Here is a 15,420-nt window from a genome sequence, read left to right as displayed (position 1 = left end):
AGCTTGAGTGCACGGGCGGGGGCAGGCCGGCCGGACCGGTGCCCCCGCGTCCGGTCGGCGGCGCCCTCAGCGCTGGGCCGGCGCACCGCTGCGCATGCTCGGCGCGGCATCGGAATCGCGGATCCGCGAAACAACGACCAGCCCGAGGACGGCAAAGGCCACCGCCGCCAGGAATGCGCTGTGGTAAGCGTCCATCTGGGCTTGGGCACGGGCCGCGCCTGAGGCCGCCGCGCCCAGGGCCGCGGTTTCGGCCTGGCTGCGGATGACCAGTACGGTCGACAGCACCGCCACACCGGTCGCCGTGGCGACCTGGCGGCTGACGTTGAACAGCGACGTCGCCCGCCCCATGGATGCGGGCGGGGTCCGCGCGAACGTCGCGGCCTGCAGCGGCACCATGGAGGTGCCCATGCCGATCCCTTGGACGAACATCAACCCGCCCAGGATCCAGTACGGCGTGGCCAGCCCGACCAGTTGGAACGACAGGTTGAGGCACCCGATCAGGGCCAGCCCCGCCAGCAGCAGCCGGCGCGGCCCGATCCGCGGATACAGGCGGCTGATGAACTGCGTGGTGATGACCATGCCCAGCGCCTGCGGCATCAGCACCAGCCCGGCCTCCAGCGCCGAGGCGCCGCGCAGGTTCTGCATGTACAGCGGCACGAGGAACAGCACCCCGAACATCCCGGCGGTGATACACAGCAGCGCCGCGTTGCCGGCCCCGAAGAGCCGCTGCCGCAGCAGGCGCAGGTCCAGCATCGGCTCGCGTGCCGACAGTTCCCGCCAGATGAGCAGGCCGATCAGCACAGGAGCGGCGATGAGGCCGCCCCACACCGACGGCTCGCCCCAGCCCTCCTGCGCCCCGCGGTCCAGGGTGACCAGCAGGCTCGCCAATCCCGCACCGGCCAGCAGGAACCCGGGGATGTCGAAGCCGCCGGCGCGCTCCTGGGTCTCCTCGCGCAGGAACAGGAAGGTGAACAGCAGTGCCAGCCCGCCGATGGGCACATTGATGAAGAAGATCCAGCGCCAGCTCGCATACTCCACCAGGAAACCGCCCAGCACCGGCCCCAGGGCGGGAGCGATGCTCGTGGGGATCATCAGCACCGCCGAAGCCTTCGCCCGTTCATGTGCGGGAAAGGCGCGGAAAAGCATCGCCTGGCCGACCGGCACCAGCATGCCGCCGCCCACCCCCTGCAGGACCCGGGCCGCGATCAGCCACCCGATACCGGTGGCCAACCCGCACAGCACCGATGCCGAGGTGAAGACCAGGACGGCCAGCTGGAAGGTGCGCTTGCTGCCGAACCGGTCGCTGATCCAGCCGGATGCGGGGATGAAGACCGCGAGGCTGATCATGTAACCGGTCAGCACCCACTGCAGGGTGCCCTCGTCGACACCGAACTCGCGCCCCAGCGTCGCCAGTGCCACATTCAGGATGGTCACGTCGAGGATCTGCATGATCAGCCCGAAGACGAACGTGACCGCGACCAGCCATTTGTACTCGACACGACGCAACAGACGACGCAAAGGACGACTCCGTCTCCATGATGCGGTGACCGGCGCGGGCCGGCCATGGCCGGCCCGCCCGGATCGGGCCCTGGAGGTCCGGCCGGCGCTCGGCCCGAACCGCGGCTCCAGGGCCCGCCCCCCTTCTACCCACGGTCCCGAGGGGTTCCCGTTGATGACCATGCAGAAATGACCGTCTCAGCTTTGATATTCGGGCATTCCTGCATGGTCATCGGTGCGCTCACCGGGCTTCGCGGGCGCACCCGTCCGATCACCGCCCTGCCGCGTATCCCTGGGCGCCGCGCGGGTTCGCCGCCGCCTGCAGGACCCCGGTGTCCGGATCGCGGGTGACGACCGACAGCCGGCCCTGGCTCCACGGCCCGGAGACGGTCACGTCGTGGCCGAGTTCGCGCAGTTCGCCGAGAACCGCCTCGCCCGCTCGTTCCTCGACCACCAATCCCGCCGGTGTCCGGGTCCGCGGCCAGAACGAACTCGGCGCCGCGGTGGTGTGGAACGCCGGTGCGTCGATCGCCTCCTGCGGATCCATGCCCAGAGCCAGCGTGCGCACCAGGTAGATCAGCTGCCACTGGTCCTGTTTGTCGCCCCCTGGTGTGCCCAGCGCGGCCACCGGGCTGCCGTTGCGCAGCAGCAGGGTCGGAGTCAGCGTCGTACGGGGGCGCCGCCCCGGTGCCAGGCGCGACGGCGCAGCGGCATCCAGCCAGGTCATCTGGAGCCGGGTGCCCAGCGCGAAGCCGAGGCCGGGCACGGCGGGCGACGACTGGAGCCACCCGCCCGACGGTGTGGCGGAGATGATGTTTCCCCAGCGGTCGACGACGTCGATGTGGCAGGTGTCGCCCTGGGTCTCCCCGGTCTGCTGCACGGTGGGTTCGCCCACGCCGTCGGCCGGGACGTCGGGCTGCTCGGCGGTGAGCGGCGGAGTGTACGGTGCGACGCCGATGTCGCCGATGTCGCCGGGCCGGAACGCGGTCGAGGCGGCGGCGCCGATCAGGCCGGCGCGCTCCTTGCTGTAGGCGGGGGACAGCAGACGGCGCAGAACGGCCTGCGCGTCCTCGGGATCCAGATGGCCGTAGTAGGCCTCCCGGTCGGCCATCGCCAGCTTCAATGCCTCGGTGATCGTGTGGATCCCGCGGGCGGTCGACGGATCGATCCGCTCGTCGCCGAAGTGGTCGAGCATGGTGAGGGCCTGCAGCAGCACGGGTCCCTGCGACCACAGGCCCGCCTTCGCCACCGTGGTGCCCCGGAACTCCGCGCTGACCGCGGGTTCGACCGATGGCAGGAAGTCGGCGAAGTCCGCAGCGGTGATCACTCCGGCGTGGTCTCCGCCCGAGGAATGGCGGTGCGGTACGGCTGCCGACGCCGCCACCGCATCGGCCACGAAACCGGTCCGCCAGGTGTGCCGCGCGGCGTCGATCCGCGCGCTTCGCGTCGTGCCGGTGCCCGCGGCGACCAGTCGGCGCAGAGTGTCGGCGTAGTCGGCGTTGACGAGCGTGTCGTATGCCTGCGGGACCCGTCCTGCGGGCATCCACTGCGTGTACGACGCCGGCCAGTGTGTGCGGAACAGGTCCTCGACCGTGGCGAGGACGCCCGCCAGTTGGGGCACGACCGCAACGCCGCGCTCGGCATAGTGGACGGCGTAGTCCAAGATGTCGGAGAGTTCCCAGGTGCCGAACTCGGCGAGCAGCCAGAGCCAGGAGTCGACGGCGCCGGGGACGGCGGCGGCAAGGGCGCCCGCGCCGGGGACGTGGTCGAGACCTTCGGCTCGGAAGTGCTCGATGGTGGCACCCCGCGGAGCGTGGCCCTGCCCCGCCAGCACCAGCGGCGCCGGGTCCGCCGCGGTCGCCAGCACGGCGACGAGGTCGCCGCCCGGCCCGTTGAGGTGGGGTTCGGCCACATGCAGCACAAAGGCGCCGGCCGTGGCCGCGTCGAACGCGTTGCCGCCGCGTTCCAGCACGGACTGGGCCGTTGCGGAGGCCAGCCAGTGCGTCGACGCGCACATGCCGAAGGATCCGCGCAGCGTGGGGCGCGACGTGTGCGGGGGAGTGCCGGCGGGTGATGGTTGCTGACCGCCCATGGCTGTCACATTCCGTTCGTATGGCGTATGGCGTATGGCGTATTGCGTCTGGTGGCGCGTGGCGCGTGGCGCGTGGCGCGTGGCACGTGGCACGTGGCACGCGGCGGCTTATGGCGCGTGGTGGGCGGCGTGGTGGGCGGCCAGCACGTCGCCGCCGAAGTCGGTCTCCGGATCCCGCCACGCGGCGTGGGCGTGGTTCACGCCGCGGTGGATGTTGGTCCACTCGACGAGCAGCCGCGGCCCCTGCAAGCGGTAGTAGTGCGGCTCGCCCGCCGCGGTGGAGCCGGCCCAGGCGAGGTGCACGGCATCCAGCGCCGCCGGGTCGTCGTAACGGGGCAGCGGGGACACCCCGTCGGGGACCCGGTCGAGGTAGGTGCCGAGCAGGGAGCGCAGCAGCTCGCGCTGCGCCGGGTCGAGTTCGGCGCCCGGCACCCCCTTGGGCGGCGGGCCCAGCGCCAGCGCCCGCCGGTCCGCACCGTCGAGGCCGGTGGCCGGGTGCTCGGCGCGGTCCGGGGTGTGCGGGCCGGGGCGCCAGAGTTCGCTGCGCTTCACCACGCGGTCATCGACCCGGGGGCTGTTGCCCGCCACGATGTCGTTCGGGGCGGTCGGCAGCAGCACCGCGCGAGCGGCGAGGTCGGGGTGCAGGGAGCGGACCAGCTCGCGGGCGAGGTCCTCGGCCGTGCCCAGCGGGCGCAGCGCCGCGCCGCCCAGCAGTGGCGACGCGGCCGGGTCGGCGCCCAGGAAGCACGGCGTGGTGGCGGCGACCCGCCCGTCCACGACAAGGTTGTTCAGCGAGACGTGGTGGCCGCCGAACCGCCATCCCCACGGCTGCGATCCGCCGGGCTCACCGAAAACCCGCAGGTAGTACATTGCCGGGTCGCGAGTGCGTTCCCGCCCCCAGTTCACCGAGAATCCCTCGGAGCGGTCGAGCACGTTCTCCAGGCCGAGCACGGTGGCGACGGTGTTGTACCCGGCTTCGGACAGGCCGGTGGCCACCAGTTGCATCACCAACCGGTGCTGAGCGGGGCGCTGCTCGTGGAAGGTCAGGCCGCCGTGGTCGGTGGGCGTGTAGAACCAGCGGGTGCGTTCGGCCTCGGCCGCGTCGCCGGCGCCCGGCGCCGGTCCGACCCCCGTCCTGCGCTGTTCGGCGTCCAGGGAGTCCAGCCACGCCCGGGCGGCTTCGGCCATCCGGTCGGCGACCTCGCGGTCGGTGCCGGTCATCGCCGTGCCGTCCCATCGGACGCGGGCGCGCCTTCGACTCCGAGGAACTCGCGCACCGAGCGGGCGACCGTGTCGGCGAACTCCACGGCGATCCCGTGGCGCCCGCCTTCGATCTTGCGCAGTTCGGCGTCGGGAATCCGTTCCGCCATCAGCACGGCGCCGGCGTAGGGCGCCAACCGGTCCTCCGTACCGTGCACGATCAGGGCGGGTGCGGCGATCCGGGCGAGGCGGTCCCGGACCTCGTGCTGCCGAGCGGCATCGTGGCGGCGGGCACTCTGCTCAGGGCTGCGGGCGGTGAGCGTCTGAGTGGGCCGGGCCTGCGCCTCGGCCCGTCCCCCGGGGGTGAAGAAGAAGTCGGCGGCGGCGTTCTTGCGTTCGGTGTGGGACATTTCAAGGAGTTCGTTGACCGCCGCGCTGCCCATTGCGAAGCTCGGCGTGCTGGCGACCAGGATGAGGGATGCGACCCGTTCGGGATGCCGGAGCGCCGCGTGCTGTGCGACGGCGCCGCCGAAGGAGGTGCCCAGCAGGTGCGCACTCGGCAGCTCCAGCGCATCCAGCAGCGCGACGAGGTCGTCGGCGAGGACGTCCAGCGTGTACGGAACCGGCGGGTTCACGGTGATCCCCGAATCGCGCTGATCGTAGGAGATCGCCCGTACCCCCGCGCCGAGTCGCGCGCGGAGCGCCGCGAACTGGGTGCGGTCGCTTTCGCCGCCGTGGACGAGCACGAGCGGCACACCAGCGCCGCCGCCGTCGATGAACCCCACCTCCAGTTCCCCCGCCCGCACGGTGGACCCGGCCGGTTCGGCCGATTCGGCTGGTGTGCCCTCTACCGGTTGTGCTGCCACCGCTGACCTCCTGGCCGGCATCGTGTTCATATATATGTACCAATTGAGAGAAACGTATCATGTAATAGCCATAATGCTCCAGCGGCTGCTGCCCGGATTTCGCGTGTGCTCGGCGGGTTCGGGCGCACCGCTGCCCGGGCCGGTGCCACCGGTGCCGCTGCACTGGTGCCGCGGCCATCGGCGGCGCACGGATCCGGGCCGGCGGCCGGCCGAGTCCGGCGGCGCGCTGCAGCCGGCGGACCTGCCGGACCTGTCGGCACTGGGCAGACGGGCGGGCGGTCGCGGCCCGGGGCGGGCCGGGGCCGCCCGCGGCGGGGCGGTCAGCCCGCCTGCGCCCACCCGCGCAACGCACCGCGGTAGGCCTCGGTCAGCCGGGTGATGACCTGCCGGCGGGACAGACCGGTTTCCTGCAACAGGTCCTGGACCTCTCGCGGATCGAAGATCATGTTGCTGAGGAACAGGGCGTATTCGAGCATGTCCTGCGGGAGCCCGCTGTCGTCGAGCAATCCCCGCACCGGCCCGTTCCAGGCGGCGTGCATGGCGGCGATGATCTCGTTGCCGTTGTGGAGCCGCTCCAGATAGCCCCGCCTGGACCGGAGTTGCACCAGCGCCGGGCCGTGCTCGGCGAGGAGGTCCACCCACTTTTCCACGACGGTGTCGAACAGCGGCCGCCCTTGCGCGGTCGAGGCCGTGCTGAAGTCGTGCAGCTCCTCGACGACACTGAGCACATAGGCCGCGAGCACGTCGTCCATCGAGGAGTAGTAGCGGTAGGCGGTGGCCGGGCCGATCTCCGCGCGCGACGCGACCGCCTGCATGGTGAGCGCGTCGGGCGCCTCACGGGCAAGCTCGCCGACGGCCTCGAGGAGGCGCCGGCGGTTGCGGCGGGTGTCGCTGCGCAGCTTGCGCCCCCCGCGTGGAGCGGCCTGCTGGTCGGTCACGGGCCTCCTCCGCCTCGTAGAAGTGCAGGCAAAGGGTATCGCCTCCGAGGGCGGTGCGTTCGATCGCTCGGCCGTGCGCGGGGCGCTGCGCGGCACGCACGGCCGGCTCCGTCAGGACCTCCCAACGCCAAGGTAGCCGACGATGCGGGCCAGCCCGGTGCGCAGGTCGTCGGCGGAGGCCGCGAACGAGATCCGGATGTGCCCCTCGCCCGAGGGTCCGTATTCGGCGCCTGCCCTGACCAGCACCTTCCGCGCGGCGAGCTCGCGGACGACCGTCTCGGAGCCGAGACCGGCGTCGTAGCGCAGGAACCCGTAGAAGGCTCCTTCGGGCGGCACCAGGTGCAGGCCGGGAACGTCCGACAGGTGGGCGACCACCAGTTCGCGGCGCTGCCGGTACCTGTCGACCATGGCGTCCACGGCGCCGTTGGGCAGATCGAGGGCGGCAAGAGCCGCGTGCTGGACCGCCGTGTTCACCGAGCCGTTGAGGGTCCGGTGCACGTGCGCCGCCGCATCGACCACCTCGCGCGGCCCGGCCAGGTACCCCACCCGCCAGCCGGTCATCGCATATGTCTTGGAAAACGTCTGCACGTATACCGTCCGGTCGCGCAGCGAGTCGACCGCCGGTGCCGGAGTCAGCTTGTGGCCCGGGTAGACCAGCCGGTGGTACGCCTCGTCGCTGACCACCAGGACACCGGAGCCGTCGAGGAGGTCGCCGAGGGCCTTGAGTTCCTGCTCGCGGTGCACGATGCCTGTCGGGTTCGACGGATTCGAGAAGATCATCATTGCTGCACCGGGCAGCGCGGCGGCCAACGCTGCGAGGTCCCAATGCAGGTCCGGGCCGAGTGGGACGAAGTCCGCGGTGCCACCGGCAAGCACGACCAGGTCGGCATAGAGCGAGTAGGCGGGCTCGGGGATGACCACGCGGTCGCCGGGGCCGATCATGGCGAAGACGACCGCCGCCAGCGCAGCGGTTGCGCCGTGGGTGACCACGACGTCGTCCGCGCTCCACGGCCGGCCGGGAAGCGCCGGCAATCCGGACGCCAGCGCGGCCCGCAGTTCCACCAGCCCCTTCTGGTCGGCGTAGTGGGTGTGCCCCGCGCGCAGGGCGGCCGCGGCGGCCTCGACCACCGGTGGCGGTGTCGGGAAGTCCGGCTCGCCCATGGCCAGCGAGACGGACCCCGGCGGGGCCGGGGCGAGGGCCGGGCGCCGCGAACTCCGCCGCAGCTCCCCCATCCGGAAGGCGGGCGGCAGGGCGGTCATCGGGCCGCCTCCGGACGGTCGGGGCGTGCGGCGAGGATGCGCTGCCGGAGCGCCTCCTCCTTCTCGCCGATCCCGTCGACCGCGTCGACGACCTCCTGCACGCGGTGCCGCGGGACGACCACGACACCGTCGGAGTCGCCGACGAGCACGTCGCCCGCCGCCACCACCACGCCGCCGACCGCCACCGGTGCACCGATGGCGCCGGGCCCGTCCTTGAACGGTCCGGCGGGCGTGGTCGCCCGCGCGTAGACGGACAGGCCCATCTCCGACAGCGCCTGGACGTCGCGGACGGCACCGTCGACCACTGCGCCGGAGATCCCGGTATTGACCATGATCTCGCCGATGAGGTCGCCGATCAGCGCGCGGGTCATGTCGCCGTGCCCGTTGACGACCAGCACGTCGCCCGGCCGGGCATCGTCGAGCGCCCGGTGGATGGCGAGGTTGTCACCCGACCGCACGTCCACCGTCAGCGCATTGCCCAGGAGGGCGGCGCGCAGGGTGAGCGGCCGGATGCCGCCGTCCAGCACGGTCATGCGCTGGAGCGCATCGCCGACGTTGGCGGTCGGGACTTCCCCCAGCCGGCGGGTCTCCGCCGCTGCCGGGCGCTCCCAGCCCGAAACGATGGACACGCTGTCCGTTGGCGCAGCTATGAACACGGCGATACTCCACTCTTAAATGGGGTGAATATCTCAGATAAGCCAGCATAGTCGCCCGGTAGTCCGCCGACAATGGTCCGAGCCGCCCGGATACCGCGCCGGCCGGGAGCGGGCGGTCGCAGAGCGCGCGGTCCGGCCCGGGGGACGGCCCCGCCGAAGCCGTTGTGGCGGTTGCGGTGATCGGTGCGCCCGCCGGCGCCCCAATTGTCCCAGGGCTCCGTTACGGTGGCGCCTCCGGTCCGGTCGGCGCGAAACGGAGCCCAGACAACGATGTATGACCAAGTCCGCGCAGTGCAGGATGCCCTGGCCCCGCTGAAGAGCGCCGACGCCCATGCCTTCGGGCGGGCGGTCGGTTACGTTGCCGAGGGCGCGGACCCGGATGTCTTGGAGCTGCTGCCGAGCCTGCAGAGCGAGCAGCGGGCGATGATCGCCAGGCCGGAGGACCGCGTCCCGGCCGACCGCATCGACGCGGTGCGGGCGCTGTGCCCGGGGTGGACCCGCGAAGCCGCCGAAGCGGGACGCCGCGCGATCTACCGGGATGCGTCGGCGGATGTGCTCGCGCGGTTCGGACGGGTACTCGATGCCGCCAACGGAGGCGCGGCGCCGAACCCGGGCCCGTCCTGGCTGCGCTTGCTCGCCGACGACGTCGTCCGACTGTTCTGCACGTCCAACCGGAAAGGCGGGGAACCCCCGGCCGAGCGCTGGACACCGGACTTCGCGGCCGACATCGCCCGTTGCGGCGGTGTGCCCCACGCGGAGGCGCCGCGTGTGGTGCTGACCGTACTTGTCTCTATGGAAGTCCCGTCGCCGAACCGGCATCGCCGACTGATCGAGACCGCTGCCGGCGACGACTTCCTGGAGCGCCACCGCGGCGAACTGGCGCAGGTCGCCCGCGGACTCGACTCCTACAGCAGACGCCATCTCCCAGCCCGGTGCATACCGCGGCGCGAGGCCCACGCCACGCTCCTGGCCGGGCTGGCCGCCGACACGGACCCGGGGGTCCGTGCGGAAGCGCTTGCCGTGTCGGCCTGGCTCGACGCGCGGGTCCAGGTGGCACTGCTGGCGCCGCACTTGCGCACCGCCGAGCCCGAACACCTGCAGGAGATTCTGAAGCGGCTGACCGACCTCGACGGCGGCCTCGCGGTGATGGAGGAAGCGCTGGAGGCGGTCGCTTCCGGGCCGCCGGACACCGTGCGGAAGCAAGTCCTGCAGCGCACGGCCGATCGCGCGCGAGTCCTCCGGGCGCCGGCGCCCGAGCTTGCCGTCCCGCCCTGCGAGCAGCCGGCGGACGGCGGGCTCCGGGACGAGCTGCGCACGCGCCCCCTGGAGTGCCGCTACGAGGACGACTTCTGGCCCGGTGTGCAGCGGCTGCTGCCGCGGTTGCCCGATGTCCGCGCGCTTCGCGACGCACTGGCCGCGGCCGGGATGGCAGACGCCGACCGGCGGACGGTTGCGCTGCTGGTCACGCGGATTCCGGATGATTCCCATGCGTTGATCGGAGCCGAGCTGACCCCGCAGGACGCCGACCGGTGGTGGCCGCTGTTCGCAGAGCGTCTGGACCTGGTGGATGAGTACCTGGACCTGGCCGACGAGGACCTGGCCCCCGGCGTGGAGCCGATCGACACGACCGCGATGATGCTGAGGATTCTGGAACGCTTCCCAGCGGCGCCCGAGGTACTGGTACCGCGGCTGGCGGACCTCGCGCTGGGACACACGCGGCACCGCCGCGCCGCGCGCCGCGTGCTCGCGGGGCACCCGCGTGTGCGGGCGATCGCCGAAGGAGCCCTGTCCGCGCCCTCCGGCGGTGCCGAGGTGCGCGCATCGGCCGCTGAGTGGCTCGCTGAGCTGGGCGACACCTCGGCCGTACCACCGGAGCGCGGCTGGGAGTTCGGCCCGGGGGTGTTGCCCGAAGCGGTCCGCGCGCTGCCCGCGGACGTGCTGGACAGGCTGGAGCGGTTCCGCGAGAAAGCGCTCGCCCAGGGCATCCCGCCGGCGGATGCGGACCGCTGGCTGGGCCTCGCGCGCCCGTGCGCGGCCCTGGCGAGCGGCGGCGATGGACCGGTCGCGGCCCGGCTCGGCGGCCCGCTGATGCTTCCGCCCGACGTGCCCACCCCGGCCAATGACTTCGTGTCATCGGGGCGTGAGTACCACGTGGAGCACCAGCTCATCGCGACACTCGACCTGTCGGCGATACCTCCCGAGGCGAGCGGCCTGCCGTCTCCGCCGGACGGCTGCGTGCTCTTGTTCGCCAACCCCGAACTGGAGCCCCTTCCTTTCGGCGGCGCGGTGTACGTCCCGGCCGGTACTCCTGTGGAGGAACGCGACACGAACCTCGACTACGAGCCCTACGCGTACGACACGGCCGCGGATCTTGACGCGGAACTCCGGTCAAAGGGCGGCCTCAGGATGCGTCGCGACGTGACCCTGCCCTTCACCAATGTCGACGATCTCCTCGCCGTGCACCCGCACGCGAACTCCCTGAGGGATGTGTGGGCGGAAGTGGTGGGCGAGTACGAGTTCGGTGAGTGGCAGGTCGGCGGCCACGCCTGGGACCACGACCACCTCGGCGATCCGGTGTCCGAGTCCGGCCCGCACGACGCCGGCAACTGGACCCGGGACCGGCCCCAGGACCCGGTACTGCTGGCGCAGTGGAACGGTCTGCCGATGGCGTCGCTCTACTGGACGATCACGCGGCAGGACTTGGCGGCGCGGCGCTTCGACCGCGTGAACGTCATCATGTACGCCAATCCCTGACCGCGGGCAGCGGGCCGCACTGCCTGGGGCGGGGGTGCCCGCGGCAGCGCGGCCCGCGGCCGGCGCGGCGGACATGCGGTGGGCGCCCTGCCGCTAGTCGAGGGTCACGCGCCCGGTTTCCAACGAGTAGTAGCCGCCGATGATGTCGAGGCTGTGTTCTTCGACGCGGGGTGCGAGCAGGGGGTTGCCGCGGAGCGCGGCCACGGTGTCCCGGGTGTTGATGCGGATCATCCGGTCGACGCGGTCGGGGCCGCCGTGCTCGGCGGCTTCCTCGTAGGCGGGCCGCAGTGCCTCGGCGATGTGCTGCAGCCGGCCGGGCAGGTGCTCATCTTCGCGGATGGCGGCCTCGGCCGCGGTGACCGCTCCGCAGCACTGATGGCCGAGGACGACGACCAGCGGGGTGGCCAGTTCGGCGGGGCCGAATTCCACGCTGGCCGTTGCGGTCGCGCCGAGGAGTTGGGCCGCGGTGCGTACGACGAACAGGTCGCCGATCCCGGTGTCGAAGACCAGTTCCGCGTGACCCGTGAATCAATGCAGATGAGCACGACGGCGAAGGGATTCTGCCCGTCCGCGGCTTCTTCGCGGTGTTCCACCGACTGGTGCGGGTGGTGCAGCTTGCCGTCCACCCAGCGGGCGTTTCCCTTGAGAAGTCGCTTGCGCGCCCCGCGCGGTGTCGAGACGTCGCCGTCGCCGTGATGCGCCGGGGCACCAGAGCCGGCCTCGTGCGGAGCGTCGCCCGGGTTCCCGTTGACCATGGCGGCCACTGCTATCCAGCAATTTCACGAGATAACCAGTTCACGATTCATCCCGTCCCGGCGCGCCCAAGCGGGCGCAGCCGGCTCCGCGCCCAAGGGCACCGCTCCGGCGGTCCCCCCGGTTGAGCGGCCGGCCGCGGCCCGCTTAAAGGATCGCGTTGGGGGCCGGCGTCCCGGGTTCGGTGAACCGTGCGGTGCGGAACGCGGACAGGTCGAACGCCGGCTCCGAGCCGGTGACCAGATCGGCGATCGCCTCCACGGCCGCCGGGGCCAGGCCGAACCCGTGGCCGCTGAACCCGGCGGCGACGACCAGGCCCGAGGGGGTCTGCGACCGGTCGATCACCGGCAACGCGTCCGGAGTGGAGTCGATCAACCCGGCCCAGGCACGCTCGATCCGCAGCTGTCCGGCAAGGCCGGGCAGCGCCGCGCGCAGCCGCCGGATGCTGTCGTGGACCCGTGAGACGGTGGGCCGCGGTTCAGCGGGTGCGCGGTCGCGCGAGGCCAGCCGGGACCAGGCGTCGGCGACCAGCTCCCGCCCCACCCGGGGGCGCAGCCGGCGGTGGTTCTTGCGGAAGGCGGGCAGGAACTGCGGAGTCTGCCGCAGCGTGTCGATGGTGAGGTCGACCTCGCCGCCACCGCCCGTGGAGACCACGATCCGCCCGCCGGCCTCCTGGCGGAACGCCAGGCCGGGCGCCCACACGGTGGCTTCGGTGACCGGGCCCACCGGGGCGGTCACCGCCACCGTGCCGCGCACCGTGCTCTGCGGCAGCGACACCCCAGCGGTGCGCAGCAGCTCCCGGGCGCCCGACCCGGCCGCGCACACCACCGTGTCCGCGTGCAGCAGGCCGGTGTCGGTACGCACCCCGACGACGGTGTCGCCGACGCGTTCGATCCGGCGCACGGTCTGCCCGGTGAGGACCCGCGCCCCGTTGCGGCGGGCCGCGGCGGCATAGGCGGCGGTCACCATGCGCGGGTCGGCGTGCCCGTCGCTCGCCGCGTAGATCGCCGCGCTGAACGGCATGTCCAGCTCGGGCACGATCCGGCGGACCTCCTCGGTATCCACGAGCCGGGTGTCGACCCCGTGGCGCCGGCCGATCGGCACCCAGGCCAGGTACTGCCGCGCCTCCGCGGCCGTGCGGGCCAGCGCCAGGTTCCCGCCCTGGGTCCACCCGAAGGACGCGCCGAGTTCGGCCTCCAGCTTCTGCCACCGCTTGTTGGCGGCGCGCATGAGCGGCAGCTCCGCCCGGCTGCGGCCCTGTTGGCGGATGAAACCCCAGTTGCGGCCGGACTGCTGCGTACCGACGCCGCCGGTGTCCTGCTCGACCAAGGTGACGGCGACACCCCGCCGGCTGAGCTCGTAGGCGGAGCCGGCGCCCATGATGCCGCCTCCGATGATGGCCACGTCCGTGCTCGTATCCGAATCGGCAACCATGTGTCGCGGTACTCCCGGTCTCATTGCTCCGCCTCGCCGGCTCCGACCCCGTCCGCGGGTCGACGCCATTGATCCTGGCCGGGCACGGCAGCCGCGGCAATGGCCAGTCCGTGCAGCCCGGACGCCGTTTCATGCACTTACCGTGCAATCCTGTTGCGATGGCACTAACGCTGTCGGAGATCCTCGACTTCGAGCCGTTCCGCAGGTCGAGCGCGCGGGCCGTTGCGGGCGAGCACGCACTCGACCGCACCGTGCGGTGGGTGCACATCTCGGAGATGCCCAACCCCGGGCGCCTGTTCACCGGGGGCGAGCTGCTCCTCACCCAGGGCCGCGGAATCGGGTCCGGGCCCGAAGCCCAGCGCCAGTGGGTGGCCGAGTTGGCCAAAAGCGACGTCGCCGGTGCCGCCGTCGAGACCGGTGTGGCGTTCGCGGAGCTGCCCCGCGCCCTGGTGCGAGCCGCTCAGCAGGCCGGGCTGCCGCTGATCGAGCTGCACCACCCCGCCTACTTCATGGACATGACCCAGGCGGTTCACTCGACGATCGTCAACGCGCACTACGGCATGATGCGCCAGGTCGAGACGATCAGCCGGGAGTTTTCCGGGCTGATCCTGCGCGGCGCCACGCTCGGCCAGATCGTGGTGGAGCTTTCGCGCATCGTCGGCAACCCGGTGGTGCTGGAGGACGAAGGCCACCAGATCATGGAGTACGCGCCGCAGACCCCCGAAGTGGGCGAGCGGCTGCGCGACTGGAACGGTCACGTCCGCATCGGCCACGAGCCCGGCAACGACGCATCGCCCACCCGCACGAGCGAACCGGCGGAGCCCTGCGTGTGGGTGCCCATCGTCGTGCGCGGCGAGACCTGGGGCCGCATCCACGTGCTGGAGCTGCAGCGGACCTGCGACGAGGTGGGGATGCTCGCCGTCGACCGGGCCGCAGCCGCCATCGGGATGTCGTTCGCGAACGCCCGCGACCACGAACGGCTGCACGAGGACGCGCGCAGCGCGGTGGTGCAGGACGCGCTCCGGGCCCATTATCCCGACGCCACCCAGATCCGCCGGCGGGCGAGCGCCTTCGGCGCCGACCTCTCCGGTGAGATGCGCGTGGTGGTGCTGCGGCCGCTCGACGTGCCCGGCACCGACGACGGCGCCGGCCGCTTCCTGAACCGGCGGCTGCGCGTGGTGTCGTCGCTGGCCGGCACCCGCCTCGGGGCGGACGGCGCCCCGCTGGTCGGCTACGACGGCGGCCAGGTCGTGGCGATCGTGCCGCAGGCCGCGGGCACACTCCACGACCTCGGGGACCGCTGCGCCGAAGTGGTGCAAGAGTGCGCCACCCGCCGCGAACGTGTCCAAGTGGTCGCCGGGCTCAGCGACCCCGCCGATCTCGCCCAGCTGCCCCGGGCCTTTGCCGAAGCGGAGGAGGCGGTGCGCTACGCCGTCCGCCAGGGGCGCGGACGCGGCATCGTGCGTTCCGGCGACCTGGGGATCGACCGCCTGCTGCTGGAGTTGGACCGCGGGCCGCTGCTCGCCCGCCACGTCGAACGCGAACTGGGCCCCCTGCTCGACCACGACGCCAAAGCCGGCACACCGCTGCTGCCCACACTGGATGCGTTCTTGGAGTCCAACGGCGCGAAGTCGCCCGTTGCACGGCAACTGGGCATCGAACGCCGCTCGCTGTACTACCGGCTGGAACGTATCGAACGCCTGGTCAACGGCTCGCTCGACGACGCCGGTACCCGCCTTCGGCTGCACATCGCGCTGCGCGGGCTGCACTTCCAGGACGCCCGCACCGCGCGTGCCCGCCGCACCCGTTAGCGCGCCCGCCCCGGCAGCACAGCACGGACGCTGCACAGACTGTGCAGCGGTCCTGCGCAACGGTTGCCCACTCCGCCAATTGTCTCAGTTCGCGCCGCCCACGATGCTCAGTGGCCAGGACACGTGAGACGGCGCCGGTTTGCCAACGACCCTCGGGAG

11 protein-coding genes are annotated in these 15,420 nt (G+C 72.4%); 2 read left to right on the top strand and 9 right to left on the bottom strand.

Annotation, left to right across the window (positions count from 1 at the left end):
- Window positions 1-66: 66 nt before the first annotated feature.
- The 7 genes from ACYVD5_RS22550 to ACYVD5_RS22520 form a co-directional block, all read right to left on the bottom strand.
- Window positions 67-1,506, bottom strand: a complete 1,440-nt coding sequence (locus ACYVD5_RS22550) for an MDR family MFS transporter (protein ID WP_461003119.1) — start codon at window positions 1,504-1,506, stop codon at window positions 67-69.
- A 262-nt stretch (window positions 1,507-1,768) separates the two neighbouring features.
- Window positions 1,769-3,589 (bottom strand): gamma-glutamyltransferase family protein, encoded by a 1,821-nt coding sequence (locus ACYVD5_RS22545; RefSeq protein WP_461003118.1) that lies wholly within the window; start codon window positions 3,587-3,589, stop codon window positions 1,769-1,771.
- Between the two features lie 108 nt (window positions 3,590-3,697).
- Window positions 3,698-4,810: a DUF3500 domain-containing protein gene (locus ACYVD5_RS22540; protein ID WP_461003117.1), complete on the bottom strand. Its 1,113-nt coding sequence runs from the start codon at window positions 4,808-4,810 to the stop codon at window positions 3,698-3,700.
- The gene (locus ACYVD5_RS22535; RefSeq protein WP_461003116.1) at window positions 4,807-5,655 is read right to left on the bottom strand and encodes an alpha/beta fold hydrolase; all 849 of its coding nucleotides are present in this window, start codon (window positions 5,653-5,655) and stop codon (window positions 4,807-4,809) included. Before ACYVD5_RS22535 ends, ACYVD5_RS22540 begins: the two co-directional genes overlap by 4 nt.
- Before the next feature lie 320 nt (window positions 5,656-5,975).
- Entirely contained in the window at window positions 5,976-6,593 is a 618-nt protein-coding gene (locus tag ACYVD5_RS22530) for a TetR/AcrR family transcriptional regulator (RefSeq protein WP_461003115.1), read from the bottom strand.
- A gap of 111 nt (window positions 6,594-6,704) precedes the next feature.
- Window positions 6,705-7,853 (bottom strand): pyridoxal phosphate-dependent aminotransferase, encoded by a 1,149-nt coding sequence (locus ACYVD5_RS22525; RefSeq protein ID WP_461003114.1) that lies wholly within the window; start codon window positions 7,851-7,853, stop codon window positions 6,705-6,707.
- Entirely contained in the window at window positions 7,850-8,509 is a 660-nt protein-coding gene (locus ACYVD5_RS22520; RefSeq protein WP_461003113.1) for an RraA family protein, read from the bottom strand. The genes ACYVD5_RS22525 and ACYVD5_RS22520 overlap by 4 nt, the downstream gene beginning before the upstream one ends.
- A gap of 270 nt (window positions 8,510-8,779) precedes the next feature.
- On the opposite strand from ACYVD5_RS22520, the gene ACYVD5_RS22515 reads away from it, so the two are divergent.
- Window positions 8,780-11,263: a YwqG family protein gene (locus tag ACYVD5_RS22515; protein ID WP_461003112.1), complete on the top strand. Its 2,484-nt coding sequence runs from the start codon at window positions 8,780-8,782 to the stop codon at window positions 11,261-11,263.
- A 93-nt stretch (window positions 11,264-11,356) separates the two neighbouring features.
- On the opposite strand, the gene ACYVD5_RS22510 is transcribed toward ACYVD5_RS22515, so the two are convergent.
- Window positions 11,357-11,773 carry a carbonic anhydrase gene (locus tag ACYVD5_RS22510; RefSeq protein ID WP_461003157.1) on the bottom strand — a complete coding sequence of 139 codons (417 nt, stop codon included), beginning with the start codon at window positions 11,771-11,773 and terminating at the stop codon, window positions 11,357-11,359.
- A 390-nt stretch (window positions 11,774-12,163) separates the two neighbouring features.
- Window positions 12,164-13,420 (bottom strand): NAD(P)/FAD-dependent oxidoreductase, encoded by a 1,257-nt coding sequence (locus ACYVD5_RS22505; protein ID WP_461003111.1) that lies wholly within the window; start codon window positions 13,418-13,420, stop codon window positions 12,164-12,166.
- A 188-nt stretch (window positions 13,421-13,608) separates the two neighbouring features.
- On the opposite strand from ACYVD5_RS22505, the gene ACYVD5_RS22500 reads away from it, so the two are divergent.
- The gene (locus ACYVD5_RS22500) at window positions 13,609-15,261 is read left to right on the top strand and encodes a PucR family transcriptional regulator (protein WP_461003110.1); all 1,653 of its coding nucleotides are present in this window, start codon (window positions 13,609-13,611) and stop codon (window positions 15,259-15,261) included.
- Window positions 15,262-15,420: the final 159 nt, after the last annotated feature.

The organism is Streptomonospora sediminis (assembly GCF_054778995.1).
Note: the sequence above shows the minus strand (reverse complement) of the source record. Positions and strands in the feature narration are given on the sequence as shown.